This window comes from Nocardioides sp. NPDC059952 (assembly GCF_042730435.1).
In the GTDB taxonomy this organism is placed as follows: Bacteria; Actinomycetota; Actinomycetes; order Propionibacteriales; family Nocardioidaceae; genus Nocardioides.
The window spans coordinates 64,943-78,571 of sequence record NZ_JBHWLY010000001.1 but is presented as its reverse complement, the minus strand read 5'-3'; the positions used below and the strand labels follow the sequence as shown (position 1 = coordinate 78,571).

The following is a 13,629-nucleotide window of genomic DNA, read 5'->3' as shown; positions in this document are numbered from 1 at the left end:
CCTCAGGCGGCGCAGTGGAACCTCGCGTCGGCCCAGTCGGCGTGGTCGTTGCCGTTCCCGTCGCCGGCATCGCCGACCACGAGGTCGACGTAGTCCGCGCCAGTGACGTCCGCGGTGATCGACTCGGTGGCGCTGGTCGCCCCCAGCGTGCCGGTCTCGGCGACCGTACGCCCGTCCGCGACGACCGAGAACCTCACCGATCCTCGCGAGGTCTGCGCGTCGTCCACCCCGACATCGGCGGTGAATCCGGTGCAGTTGCCGGCCAGGTAGTAGCGGACCTTGGAGACCGCGTGCGCGCCCAGCCCCTTGGGGTAGACCTTGCCGGCCAGCGTGATCGGCCCACCGTCACCGGCGCCGCTCTCCCCCACGCTGGTGTCACGCTCGACCGGGCCCCAGCCGTTGCTGGCCGAGATCCAGCCGAGATCGCTGGCGTAGGTGTCCGCGGTCGGCGGAGGCGGCGCGGTCTGCACGGTGGCGGAGCGGGTCACCGTGCGCGTCTCGCCACCGAAGTCGTACGTCGCGGACGCATCGAGCCGATAGCTCGACTCGGCCGCATCGGCCGGCGGCGTGACCTTCCAGGTCACGGCGTGACTCGCCCCCGGAGCGAGCGCGTCGAAGGCCGCCGGGGTGGTGGCCTCCGCCGTCCAGCCCTCCGGGACCTCGAGCTCGACCTTCCCCGCGCCGGTCGCCGAGGCCTCGTCGCTGGTCAGCGTGGTGGTGACCTCGGCGACCGCGCCCGGCAGCAGCTTCTCCTCACCGGCGTCGACGGCGAGGGTCGCGCAGGCCGGCAGGTCGGCGGCCGCACCGAGGTCCTCGACCGTGAAGTCGTCGATGCTGATGTCGCCGCTCGCGCCGCCGTCGTCGGTGGTCCGCAGACCGACCCAGTAGTCGCCGCAGCCGCCGGCCACGAGCTCTTCGCTGAATCGGCCCGTCTCGACCTGCCTGCCGATCGGACGCGCACCGACCTCGACCGTGCGCGGGTCGCCGGTCGCGACCGAGTCGTAGCCGGTCACCCACTCGTAGTCGTCGGCCCGCTCGGTCTGGTGGTCGAAGGAGACCCGGTAGCGGTTGCCGGGCTCGAAGCGTACGGTCTGCGGGACCGTGCGGTAGACGAGGCCGCCGTTCTCGGCGTGGGACTTGAGCGACCAGTCGCCGCTGATCACGTCGTCGGTGACCTTGCCGTTCCAGCCGCTCTGCGTATACGGCTCGTGCCGCTCGGCCAGGTGGGTGCGCGGGTCGGTGACGCCGCCCGAGGTGCCCTTGACGAACGGCGACCAGCCCTGGACGACCTCCTCGAAGTCCTCCTGGACGATGACCTTCGCCCCGGATGCGGCCGGCAGGTCGCGCTTGACCGCGACGACGCGTACGTCATCTAGGCGGACGCGCCCGGAGCCCGCCGCAGCGGAGATCTTGACGGTCGCGGTGCCGTCGCGGCCGGCGTCGAAGGGCACTTCGACGCGCTGGAAGTAGGTGCTGTGCAGTTCGTCGGCGGCGACCAGGTTCTTCGCGGTCGAGCGCTCGACACGGTTGGTGTAGGTCTTCCCGCCGGAGGTGACGCTGACCGTGGTCGCGCGGCTGCGGCCGGGCTCGACCTCCACCCAGACACCCAGCGCGTTGCGTCCGGTCCGCAGGCCGGTCAGCCGCTGGCTGATCGTGGCCCGGCCACCGGCGCCCAGGACGGCGACCTGCTGACCGGTCGAGGTCCGCCCGGTGGTCGCCGGGCCGCTCGGGTGCCACGCGTCGAGGTTGCCGGCGTTGAAACCGGGGTCGGCGACGTGGCTGCCCTGACCCCACTGCGGGGCGGGCGACTTCCCAGGAGCCTTCGTCAGGACGTACGCCGTCCCGGGCTTCGCCTCGAGGGTGACCTTGCCGGCGCGGACCGGCACGCTGCCCGCCGCGACCCGGCCCTGCTCGGTGAGCTCGTAGACGCTGAGCCGGTCGCTCCGGCTGAACGCGTCGGTCAGCGTCCAGGTGGTCCGCCCACCGTCGGCGTTGTAGTGGTAGAGCTTCGACTCGTCCTTCCACGGGAGGAGGTAGGCGTCGCCGTCGAGCACGACGTCGTCGTCCTGGTAGATCTTCCGGGTCGCCTCGGTCTCCCCTGAGTTGACCACACGGACGCCGCCGTCCTGGACGACCTCGTCAGCGCTCCAGCGCAGGATCGGGTTCTGCTGCAGATACTTCGTCGGCAGGTTCGTGCGCCAGATGTTGTCGTAGAAGGCATCGACGTCGTTCTCGCCGGTCCAGCCCTCGAACTCGACGATCTCGGTGTGCCCGAGCAGCTTGTCGGGGTTCCAGGTGTCCTTCTGCCCGTTGCGTACGAACCGGATCAGCTGGCTGTTCAGGCCCTTGTTGGTGGCCCCGCCGTAGGACTCGTCGTTGGCCCAGTGGGACCAGAGCGCGTCCTCCTCGAAGTGGTAGGACCACTCGGTGCCGATGTTCCAGCCCTGCCCGCGCAGCTCGTGGGCGAGGCGCTCCTGCAGCCAGCCGTAGGAGTAGTAGACGTCGATGTAGAGGAAGTCGAGGTTCGGGTGCGTCTCGCGGCGGAGCTGGGCGAAGCGGTCGACGATGTTCTTCGTCGCCAGGTCGGTGCGCTGGTCGATGTAGTAGGACTGGTCGATCCAGTCCCAGCCGGGCTTGTTCTCCTCGACGAGGGTCTCGTCGAAGGTCTTGGCCTCGGGGTAGGCCTCGGTCGCGTTGACGTGGACGCCGAAGTCGACGCCCCACTTCTCGCCCTCACGGGCCAGGGTGTTGAGGTCCTCGAGCCCGCCGGCGCGGGTGTTGTAGTTGCCGCCGTAGTCGGGGTGCGCGGAGTCGTGGCCCTCGGAGCCGTAGCCCTTCAGCACCGCCAGCTGACCCAGCCCGTCGGTGGCCAGCGAGACCCGTTTGACGTCGTCGAGCGTACGCAGGAACGGATGCGTCGCCTGGCTGGCGAAGTTGAACGGGATGTGGGTGACCACCCGGTCGGGGGTCTCCTCGGCGCCGTTCACCGGGCGCTGGATGTCGCGCAGCGCGATCGCGCCGTCCTGCCAGTCGACGGCCTTGTCACCGTTGGCGTCGGGCGTGATGGTGACCTTCGCCCAGGGGAGCTCCTCGGTGTAGGGCGAGCCCGTGGCACGGTAGGTCCACTGGCCGCTCCACAGCCCGACCCGGCGGCCGCTGTCGGTGGCGCTCACGCTGCGCCAGATCCGGCCACGCTCGTTGGTCGAGTCGCCGCCGCTCTGGTCGTAGACCGAGTTGGTCTCGATGCCGGCGGCCAGCTGGTCGGTGTCGACGATGGCGTACGCCGATCCGACCGGCTTCTCGGTCGTGGCCAGGTCGGCGGTGACCTCGGTGTGGGTGTCGCCGTTCGTGGTGCGGTCCGCGCTGACGACGGCCGTGCTCACCGTCGCGCCGGCCTGGTCGGAGCTGACCGAGAGCAGATCGTGCCCGGGGATGTCGAGGGTGCCGACCCGGTGCTCGGCGGTGTCGGTCACCTTGGTGACGGCGAAGGTGACGACGTCGCCGGCCACCTCGAGCTTCGCGTCGAGCTCGACCCCGGGCAGGTCGGCGAAGGTCAGCCGGTAGGTCGCGGTGTCGGCGTCGGCCTGGGTGCCGGTTACGGTCGCGGTGTGCGCGGTGCCGTTGATCCGTACGTCGGTCGGCGGGGTTTCGGCGCCACCGATCTCGCCCCCGGCGGTGTGCCGGTAGCCGAGCACGGCCGGGAAGCCCTCGGCCACCTGGACGCTCAGCACGGGCGAGGTCAACGTGAACGCCGCTGCGGGAGCGGCGTGGCTTTCGGGCGCGATGGCGACCACGCCGGCGAAGGCCGTCACGGACGCGAGGAGGGCTGCGGAGGAACGCTTCGGCATCGAGACTCCCGAGGGGTGGGGGTGGGCCTGAGGTCCGTCCATCATGCAGAGTTTTGCGCGGATTGGCTACGTTCTGCGCAAAAGTTGTCATAACCTCGGGCGGGTGAGCCCCACCTTGACCTGGCGCGACGGCGAGTTCCTGAAGCACGGCGTCCCCCATCGGATCCTGTCCGGGTCCATCCACTACTTCCGCATCCACCCGGACCTGTGGGAGGACCGGCTGCGGCGGGTCGCCGCCACGGGGTTCAACACCGTCGACACCTACGTCGCCTGGAACTTCCACGAGCAGGACGAGGGCTCCCCCGACTTCACCGGACCGCGCGACCTGGCCCGCTTCGTCACCCTCGCCGGCGATCTCGGGCTCGACGTGATCGTGCGCCCCGGCCCCTACATCTGCGCCGAGTGGACCAACGGCGGGCTGCCGTCGTGGCTGACCGCTCGCACCCGGGCCCCGCGCAGCACCGACCCGGTCTACCAGGACGCGGTCTCGGGGTGGTTCGACGTCCTGCTCCCCCAGCTCCTCCCGCTCCAGGCCGCTCGCGGCGGGCCGGTCGTGGCGGTGCAGGTGGAGAACGAGTACGGCTCCTACGGCGACGACGCCGAGCACCTCGCCTGGCTCCGTCAGGCGCTCCTGAACCGTGGCGTCACCGAGCTGCTCTACACCGCCGACGGTCCGACCGAGGTCATGCTCGACGCCGGGATGCTCGACGGCACGCTCGCCGCGGCGACCTTCGGAAGCCGCGCGGAGGAGGCCCGGGCGATGCTGGCTTCGCGGCGGCCGGGCGAGCCTTTCCTGTGCGCCGAGTTCTGGAACGGCTGGTTCGACCACTGGGGCGAGAACCACCACGTCCGCTCCCCCGCCAGCGCTGCCGCGACGCTGCGGGAGATCGTCGACCTCGGTGGCTCGGTCAGCGTCTACATGGCCCACGGCGGCACCAACTTCGGGCTCTGGGCCGGCGCCAACCACGACGGCCGCCGCATCCAGCCCACCGTCACCAGCTACGACTCCGACGCCCCGGTCGGCGAGGACGGCCGGGTCTCGGAGAAGTTCGCGCTCTACCGCGAAATCCTGGCGCCCGCCACGGGTCGCACGGTCGACGCCCTCCCCGCGCTGCCTCCCGCTCCTGCTCGCCTCGGGTTCTCCTCGGCGCCGCTCTCCTCCGGCGCCGACCTGCTGTCGCTGGTGACCCGCGGCCCGGCTGTCCGCGCGGCCGGGCCGCTGAGCTTCGAGGAGATCGGCATCGACGCCGGACTGGTGACGTACCGGTCCTCGGTCACACTCCCCGGCCACGACGTCCATCTCACCGTGCGCGGGCTGCACGACAGGGCGTACGTCTTCCTCGACGGGCACACTCTCGGCACCCTCGATCGCGACGACGCCGAACCCGCGGTGCTCACCCTTCCCGGTCTCGGCCGGGGCACCGAGCTGACCCTGGTCGTGGAGGCGCTCGGCCGGGTCAACTACGGCCCGCTGCTCGGCGAGCACAAGGGCATCCTCGGCGGCGTCCAGGTCGATCGCCGCCTGGTCCACGGCTGGGACCACCACCTCGCGCCCCTCGACCGCCGGGACGCTCTCGACGGTCTCCCCCAGGCCACCATCGACGTCGACGCCCCCGCCGACGGCTGGCTCGCCGTCCCCGGCGACGGCGACCGCTTCGTCTGGCTCAACGGCACCCTGCTCGGCAGGCTCTGGGCCCGCGGCCCCCAACGCCGCCTGTACGCCCCCGCTCCCCTGTGGCGCCCCGGCGCCAACCACGTCGCCGTCCTCGACCTCACCACCCCCGCGACGTACGTCGAGGTCCACCCGGACCCGGACTTCGGGCCGACCGAGGAGTACGTCGAGACGCTGCCGACCGGGACGTAGCTCCGCGGGTGCCGCCTACAGCAGGTCCGCCAGGGCATCCTCGAACGTCTGCCGGACGACTGCCCCCGGCGTACGGTCGAGGATCCCGAACACGACCTGCTCGAAGGTCCCCTCGAACCGGGCTCCCGGACCGAGCAGGTCCCGGAACGACCCGGCGACCATGGCGGGGTCGTTCTGGAACACCCCGCATCCCCAGGCGCCGAGGACGAGGCTGCGATATCCGTTGGCGGCCGCGGTCTCCAGGACCCGAGCCGCCCGGCCCGCGAGCACGGCCGGGATCTCGTCGGCACGCTCCGGAGCCTTCCTGCGGATGACGCCTGCGTTCGGCGCCGGCGAGGTCAGGAAGCCGACCTCGGCCGGCTCGTCGAGCAGCTGGCCGCGGTCGTCACGAAAGACCGGTACGCCCGGCGAGTGGATGACGCGGTCGCTGTAGAAAGGGTCCCGCATCGCGCGATGATGCACGTAGTAGGCGGGCGCCTCGAGCAGGCACGTGTAGAGCGCCGAGGCCCGGCACAACGCCTCCTCCTGCGCCTGGGCGCCGTTGACGTACCCGCCGCCGGGGTTCCTCGCCGAGGCGAAGTTCAACACCGCCACCGATCCCGGCAGCCGCCGCGCCTCCCACAGGCTGCTCCCGCCGGTGACCGCGAACCGGGTCTTCACCGGCTCGGTCGCAGGCACCTCGACCGGCTCCGGCCCGTACACCCGGGTTCCTTCTCGCGCCGCCCGGACGGCCTCGCCGATGACCGCCTTCGTGCCATCCGTACGCCGGTAGTACCCGGCCTCGATGAGGTGCTGGTTCTCCCGCGCCAGCGCGCGCAGCCGCGCGCTCATCCGGCCACCCTTTCGAACTTCTTCACGGTGCGCATCGTCCGACCCTCGAGGTTTCCACTGCAACCAGGTTAATTCGACCGATACCCCCATAGGTTTCTGTCAGATCTGATTCTGCTACCGGATCGAACTCTTGGCTGGGACAGCCCTGTTTCTTTGCGCTTGACCTCGACTGATTCGGCTATGCTCCCCACCGTGGGATCTCGGCCGACACTAGACGCGTCTGTATATCCGCCGCGCCCTCGCTCCCCTGAGGTGAGCAGCACGGGCCGACGAGTCGACTGGCACAACGATCCCTCGGCGCCCGAGGTGAACACCATCAGGCCGAGCGCCGGCGTCTTCGTGCTCGACGACCCGGGGCGGATCCTGCTGGTCCGCCGCGACGACACCGGCAACTGGACGATGCCCGGCGGCGCGATGGATCCGGGCGAGTCGCTCACCGCCTGCGCGGTCCGCGGGACGCTCCAGGAGACCGGCATCACCACCGAGGTGATCGGCCTGGTCGGGATCTGGACCGACCCCCGGCATCGCATCGAATACCCCGCCAACGGCGAGGTACGCCAGGAGTTCAGCATCATCTACTCCGGCCGCTACCTCGCCGGCGAGCCCACCCCGTCCGCCGAGAACACCCACGCCGAGTGGCTCTATCCCGAGATGGTCCCCAGCCTCCAAATGGACCGCAGCCAGCGCGTACGGATCGACTGGGCTCTCAACCGCAACTTCCCCCACCTCGACCCCAACCCCTGATCGCGGTCGGCCCATGGGTCACGCCGCCGACAGGTGACTTTCAGGGTTGAGCGGGCACGCACTGGGCGTTCACTTGGACATCGGCGTCGTCTGCCGCACGGGTCAGACGCAGCGTCGCCATGACCGTCAGGGTGATCAGTCCGAGGACGGCCATGGCGATCGCTACCGTGAGCGGACCAATGACGCCGAGAGAGGACTCGAGCGCGCTCGCTCCGAACCAGGTTCCGATAGCGGTGCCGCCATTGAACGCGGAGACTGAGATGGCCGCGGCCAGGGTCGGTGCGGCAGCGGCGAAGCGCACTGCGAGGCCGGTACCCACGGGAGGCACGCCCATCCCAGCGATGCCAAGCAAGAACATGAGGGCGAAGGTCGCCGTCGCGCTGGTGGAGAGTGGGATCAGCAGCAGCATGATCATGACGGTCGCGGCGGTGGTGGTGACGAAGGTGGTCAATGGCCGCTTGTCGGCGAAACGACCGGCGAGGTTGGTGCCGATGATCGCGCCCACGCCGAAGACGACGAACACGAGCGGTACCGCCCATCCTGGGATACCGGCGCGGTCGGTGGCCAGCGGCGAGAGGTAGCTGAAGGCTGTCATGTAGCCGCCGGTGGCGAGCACGGTCGCCACGATGAGGATCGCCATGCGTCCGGTGGCGACGGCGCGCAGCTCGCGGCGCACGGAGGGGACGCCTCCATCCTCGTCGGCGGGGGTGAACTTCGCGATCACGGGAGCGGCGAGCGCCGCGAGTGCGGCGAGGGCCCAGAAGGTGCCGCGCCAGCCGAGGAGTTGGCCGGCGAAGGCGCCGAGCGGGACGCCAGCGACAGTGGCCAGTCCTACCCCGCTCATCATCACGCCCAGGGCGCGGGTGCTGTTCGCTGGGCCTGCGGCGGTGGTGGCGACTACGGCGGCGACGGCCCAGAAAGCACCCGCGGCGAGGGCTGTGATCACTCGGGCCACGAGGACCAGGGTGAAGGATTCGCTCAGGGCAGCGATGACGTGGCCGATGGCGAAGACGACCAAGGCGAGCACGAGAGTGGCCCGGCGCGGTAGGCGGAGCGTCGCCAGGGCCATGACGGGCGATCCGACGATCATGCCGACCGCGAAAGCGGTGATGAGTAGCCCGACCTGGGCGACGCCCACCTGCAGATCGGCGGCGATCTCTTGAAGGAGCCCGGCGACGATGTATTCGGTGGTGATCATCAGGAACGTGCCGAGTGTGAGCAGGGGCACGACGAGCGGCAGCCGGGCACGGCCGATCGTCGTCGCGGCGTCGCTCGGTTCGAGAGCAGCATCGGTGGATTGGGTCATGCGGGAGGTCTTCTTTCGTGGCAGAGAGGCGCAGGCCGAGCGGGCTCGGTGCGCGGAAGGCGCGTCGGAGCGGTGTGCTCCACGCTTTCGACGATCCCCCGCCTCGCGTGGGCGCGGAAGGACCGGCTGAACCGTGGTCTGACAGGTCCTGTCTCAGCCTGAGCGCTCGACGTAGCGTCGATGAACGCGAGGTCCTCAACACCAGTCAGGTCCGCGCAGAACGGGAAGTCGATGGATGCCGATCCAGCCGAAGACGCCGCTAAGGCCTCGCTCGATCCGCGCCTCAGACAGTTCCGCAATGAGTTCCACTACGAGAGGAGCCTTCGCCGTGCGCGGAGCAATCATCCATGCCCCCGGTGACATCCGGGTCGAAGACCGCGACAAGCCCGTCGTCGAACAGCCCACCGACGCGGTCATCAAGGTCGCGGCCGCCTGCGTGTGCGGGTCGGACCTGCACCCCTACCGCGGCACCGAACCGGTGGATGGGGCGACGCCGATCGGCCACGAGTACGTCGGCGTGGTCGAGGAGATCGGCGAGGACGTGAAAAACATCAAGGTCGGCGACTTCGTCATCGGCTCGTTCATGGCCTCGGACAACACCTGCGAGATCTGCCGGGCGGGCTACCAGTCCAAGTGCGTGCACGTGGAGTTCGTTGGCGCCAACGGGGCGCAGGCCGAGTACCTGCGTGTGCCCCTCGCCGACGGCACCCTCGTCGCCACGCCCGGCCAGCCCGACCAGGACCTGATCCCCTCGCTACTGGCGGCCTCCGACGTGCTCGGCACCGGCTGTTTCGGGGCCGTTGCCGCCGAGGCCGGACCTGGCAAGACCGTTGCCGTGGTCGGCGACGGCGCGGTCGGTCTGTTGGCGATCCTCGCGGCCAAGCAGCTCGGCGCAGAACGGATCATCGCGATGTCGCGCCACGAGTCACGGCAAAGGCTGGCGCTGGAGTTCGGCGCGACCGACATCGTCGAGGAGCGCGGTGCCGAGGGCGTGGCCAAAGTCAAAGAGCTCACGAACGGACTCGGCGCGCACTCGGTGATCGAGGCCGTGGGCACCAAGGAGTCGATGATGCAGGCGATCGGCTCGACCCGGCCCGGTGGGCACGTCGCCTACGTCGGCGTACAGCACGACGCCCAGTTGCCCGCAGGCGAGCTGTTCTTCGCCGAGGTGCATCTGCTCGGCGGGCCCGCGCCGGTGCGCCGGTTCCTACCCGAGCTGATCGACCTGATCTGGAACCGGACCATCGACCCCGGCAAGGTCTTCGACCTCACCCTGCCTCTGGAGGACGCTGCCGAGGGCTACCGGGCCATGGACGAGCGCCGCGCCATCAAGGTGCTCCTCGCGCCGTGACCCTCTGGCCCTCCCATGCCACTCCCGATCAAAGAAGGGCTCGGTCACAAGCAGCTGGACAGGGCAGCAGCTGGAAGCCTTCGCCCCCGCCGCCGCGGCGAGCACCACTGAGCGCTCGCCGTGGCGGCGTCGTCTTCTCGAGGCGGGCACGCACGATGACCGGCGCGCTCGACATCTGCCGGCAGGCTGGGGTCAGGGCCGACTCGGGCGGCAGCTCGAGGGCCATCCCCAAGAAGCTTCCACCAGTGGATCAACGAATCAGCCGGTTGGTCGCCGCCGGCTCAGGGACCCTCACGCTTCGGCGGTGACGTCCTTCGCGCCGCTGAAGGTCGGCGCGCTCCAGCTGGCAAGGAGCTGCATCGCATCGGCGGTGGGAGAGCCGGGCTCGACGGTGAAGACGAGCATGACGAGGCCGGGGTCGCTGGAGAGTTCGAAGGACTCATAGCCGAACTCGAGGTCGCCTACGTCGGCGTGGGTGAGCAGCTTTGCTCCGGCCCGGTAGCGGAAGACGTCGTGGGAGGCCCACATGGCGCGGAACTCGTCGCTCTGGGTAGAGAGCGTGCCGATGATCTCGATGAGTTCCTTGTCGTAGGGGTCCTGCGCGGTAGCAGCGTGCAGCAGGGCAACGACGTTGTGCGCGGCGTCGGCATAGTCGCGGTGGAAGCGTTTGGCGCCCGGGTCGAGGAAAAGCCATGTGGCGTAGTTGTAGCGGTCGCGCGATCCGTCGATGGGTAGCGAGTGGAGGGCCCGTCCGAGCCCGTTGAAAGCAAGGCGCTCCAGTCGGGCGTTCTGCACGAGTGCCGGCGTCTGGATGGAGTCGAGCACACGTTGGATTCCGGGCCGTACGGTCGTGCGGTTCGAGCCCTTCTTCCGCGGAGAGCGGCGCTGGGTGATCTGCACGAGGTTGAACAGGTGCTCGCGCTCGTCGTCATCGAGCTTCAGCGCCCGGGCGATGGCTTCGAGGACTTCCCGAGACGCACCGGCAATCTTGCCGCGTTCGAGCCGGGCGTAGTAGTCGGAGCTGACGCCAGCGAGGTGGGCGACCTCTTCGCGGCGCAGGCCGGGGACCCGGCGAGACCCACTGTAGAGCGGCACGCCGGCTTCTTCGGGGGTGAGCCGCGCGCGCCGCGTGGTGAGGAAGCTGCTGATCTCGGCTCGGGAGTCCATGCCTTCGAGGCTACGCCGAGAGTTTGGGGCCGAGCCAGGATCCAGCGGACCAGGACCTCACAGGTCCTGTTTCGGCCCGCTGGCCGGCCCTAGCGTCGAAAAGGCAACGAGCCCGACCCCGACGCACCCGCGTTGCTGGGCGGCAAGGATCGCCGACCGAGGTTCCGTCGCACCAGATGCGGCCCCGACGGCGGCCGCCCCCGACGACCTGGAGACGATCATGAAGCGAGCATCCCTCGCGACCTTCCTCGCCGCTGCGCTACTCCTGACCGGATGTACCAGCTCCTCAGACCAGGAGACGCAGCCTTCGCCCCCGGCGGCCTCGCAGACCGACGCCGCCCCACCGACCGGGAGCGGCGAGACATACACCGGGCCGGACTTGAACGGTCTCACGACCGAGGACTTCGACGTCACGGTCCTCACCGATGCGTTGAACTACCCGTGGGAGGTTCGCCAGTCCGAGGGCACCCTCATCGTCACCGAGGTCGCCGGCACGATCGTGATGCTGGACCACGAGGGGCGCTTTGACCGCTACGAGGTCGAGACCTCGGATCCGGTCGTCCATGACGGGGGCAGCGGCCTGATGGGGCTGGCTCTGGCCGAGAACTTCGCCGACTCGGGCACCGCCTACGTCTACTACACCTACGAGGGTGACGGACTGACGAACCGCATCGCTGAGGTGAGCTTCGATGGCTCCTCCTGGCAAGAGACCCGCGTCCTGCTCGACGGCATCCCCGGCCACGACCTCTACAACGGTGGCCGGATCGCGATCGGCCCCGACGGGGACCTGTATGCGACCACCGGCTGGGTGCACGACCAGGAGATGCCCCAAGATCTGGACTCCCCGGCGGGGAAGATCCTGCGCCTGGAACTCGACGGATCGGTGCCCGACGACAACCCGTTCGACGACTCCTACGTCTACTCCTACGGGCACCGCAACCCGCAGGGGCTGGCCTGGGACGCCGAGGGCCGGCTGTTCTCCGCCGAGCACGGTGAGTCGGCCAACGACGAGATCAACCTCATCACGCCCGGCACCAACTACGGCTGGCCCGTCGCCGAAGGCGACGAGGAGCGGGACGGCATGGAGACCCCTCACCTGAGCTCCGGCTCGGACACGTGGGCACCCTCGGGGATCGCCTTCGCCGGCGACGACCTGGTGATCGCGGCCCTCGGCGCGCAGATCCTCTACGCGGCGGACGAGGACGCCCAGGACGTGGCGCCGCTGTTCAGCTCCGGCGAACGTGCCCGCGCGGTGCTGCCCTACCAGGCCGGGATCTACGTGACCTCGACCAACACCTCACCTCGTGCCCCCGAGGGATCAGAGTCCGTGGACCGCCTGCTGTGGATCCGGCCGACCTCATGATGACCCGCCCAACCGACTTGCCCGCGACGTCTCGTGACTCGCGTTCCTAGAACCTAAAAGAAAGAGAGAAGCGCCATGTCAAAGTCAAAGTCAACAATCAATCGCCGCTCGCTGTTGCAGGGGACGACGGCCGCGCTGCTGCTGAGCGGCTGCGCCAACGTCGCGTCGTCGGGCTCCGGCTCGACCGCCTCGGCAGTGGCGGTCGCGGCCCGGACCAAGACGGGCAACGCCAAGGGCTCGCGGAGCGTGACCTTCCCCAGCGACTCGAGCACCATCGCCGGGAACCTGTACCTGCCCCCGAACTTCGACCGCTCCCGAAAGCATCCCGCGATCGTCGTCTCCCACCCGTGGGGCGGCGTCAAGGAGCAGACGGCCGGCCTCTACGCCCGCTCCCTGGCCGCGCAGGGCTTCATCACCCTGGCCTACGACGCGTCCCACTACGGTGAGAGCGAGGGCCTGCCGCGGCACATGGAGGACCCCAGCCACCGGGTCCGCGACATCCGGAGCGCCGTCACCTACCTCAGCAACCATAAGCACGTCGACGCCGAACGTATCGGCACCCTCGGCGTCTGCGCCGGCGGCGGGTACACGATCGACGAGGCCCAGACCGACCTGCGAGTCAAGGCCGTCGCCACGGTCGTCGCCTACGACATGGGCGCCGCCGCGCGCGAAGGAATCGAGGGAGCCCCGGTCTCCTACGAACAGCGGATGGCCCAGCTCGAGGACATCGGCGAGCAGTTGACCCGAGAGGCCGGTGGCGACCCGCTCGTCGAACAGTTGATCCCCGACCCGGACACGATGACCGACGAAACCCCATCCTTCTTCCGCGAGGCGGCCGACTACTACCTCACCGACCGTGGCGGCCACCCCAACGCCAAGAACCGATACGTGGTCACGAGCGTAGGCCTGCACATGGGGTACTTCCCCTTCGCGCAGCTCGAGACCATCTCGCCGCGTCCCCTACTGCTCATCGCCGGAGAGAACGCTGAGACGCTGAACTTCAGCAAGAACGCGTACCGGATGGCGCAGGAACCCAAGGAGCTGATGGTCCTCCCAGGGGCATCCCACTTCGACCTCTACGACCGGCCGCAGTACGTCGAGCCGGCGGTGGAGCGCATGGCGGAGTTCTTCACGAAGCATCTGGCATAGCCGCCT

At 69.7% G+C, this 13,629-nt stretch carries 9 protein-coding genes; 5 read left to right on the top strand and 4 right to left on the bottom strand.

Annotated features, from left to right (window positions below):
* Positions 1-2: 2 nt before the first annotated feature.
* Positions 3-3,890 carry an endo-alpha-N-acetylgalactosaminidase family protein gene (locus ACFV9G_RS00345; protein WP_378723722.1) on the bottom strand — a complete coding sequence of 1,296 codons (3,888 nt, stop codon included), beginning with the start codon at positions 3,888-3,890 and terminating at the stop codon, positions 3-5.
* Positions 3,891-3,951: 61 nt separating this feature from the next.
* Between ACFV9G_RS00345 and ACFV9G_RS00340 the strand changes: the two genes are divergently transcribed.
* A complete protein-coding gene (locus ACFV9G_RS00340) occupies positions 3,952-5,712 on the top strand; it encodes a beta-galactosidase family protein (RefSeq protein ID WP_378723720.1) in 1,761 nt (586 codons plus the stop codon).
* A gap of 15 nt (positions 5,713-5,727) precedes the next feature.
* On the opposite strand, the gene ACFV9G_RS00335 is transcribed toward ACFV9G_RS00340, so the two are convergent.
* On the bottom strand, positions 5,728-6,543 hold the full coding sequence (locus ACFV9G_RS00335; protein WP_378723718.1) for a TIGR02452 family protein: 816 nt from the start codon (positions 6,541-6,543) through the stop codon (positions 5,728-5,730).
* A 306-nt stretch (positions 6,544-6,849) separates the two neighbouring features.
* Between ACFV9G_RS00335 and ACFV9G_RS00330 the strand changes: the two genes are divergently transcribed.
* Positions 6,850-7,287 carry an NUDIX domain-containing protein gene (locus tag ACFV9G_RS00330; protein WP_378723716.1) on the top strand — a complete coding sequence of 146 codons (438 nt, stop codon included), beginning with the start codon at positions 6,850-6,852 and terminating at the stop codon, positions 7,285-7,287.
* A 40-nt stretch (positions 7,288-7,327) separates the two neighbouring features.
* Here the strand turns inward: ACFV9G_RS00330 and ACFV9G_RS00325 are convergent, their stop codons facing one another.
* On the bottom strand, positions 7,328-8,593 hold the full coding sequence (locus ACFV9G_RS00325) for an MFS transporter (RefSeq protein WP_378723715.1): 1,266 nt from the start codon (positions 8,591-8,593) through the stop codon (positions 7,328-7,330).
* Between the two features lie 328 nt (positions 8,594-8,921).
* Between ACFV9G_RS00325 and ACFV9G_RS00320 the strand changes: the two genes are divergently transcribed.
* A complete protein-coding gene (locus ACFV9G_RS00320) occupies positions 8,922-9,944 on the top strand; it encodes a zinc-dependent alcohol dehydrogenase family protein (protein WP_378723713.1) in 1,023 nt (340 codons plus the stop codon).
* A 291-nt stretch (positions 9,945-10,235) separates the two neighbouring features.
* Here the strand turns inward: ACFV9G_RS00320 and ACFV9G_RS00315 are convergent, their stop codons facing one another.
* Entirely contained in the window at positions 10,236-11,111 is an 876-nt protein-coding gene (locus tag ACFV9G_RS00315; RefSeq protein ID WP_378723711.1) for a helix-turn-helix transcriptional regulator, read from the bottom strand.
* Between the two features lie 220 nt (positions 11,112-11,331).
* On the opposite strand from ACFV9G_RS00315, the gene ACFV9G_RS00310 reads away from it, so the two are divergent.
* Positions 11,332-12,474: a PQQ-dependent sugar dehydrogenase gene (locus ACFV9G_RS00310; RefSeq protein WP_378723704.1), complete on the top strand. Its 1,143-nt coding sequence runs from the start codon at positions 11,332-11,334 to the stop codon at positions 12,472-12,474.
* A gap of 114 nt (positions 12,475-12,588) precedes the next feature.
* Positions 12,589-13,623, top strand: a complete 1,035-nt coding sequence (locus tag ACFV9G_RS00305) for an alpha/beta hydrolase (protein WP_378723702.1) — start codon at positions 12,589-12,591, stop codon at positions 13,621-13,623.
* The last annotated feature ends 6 nt before the right edge of the window (positions 13,624-13,629 follow it).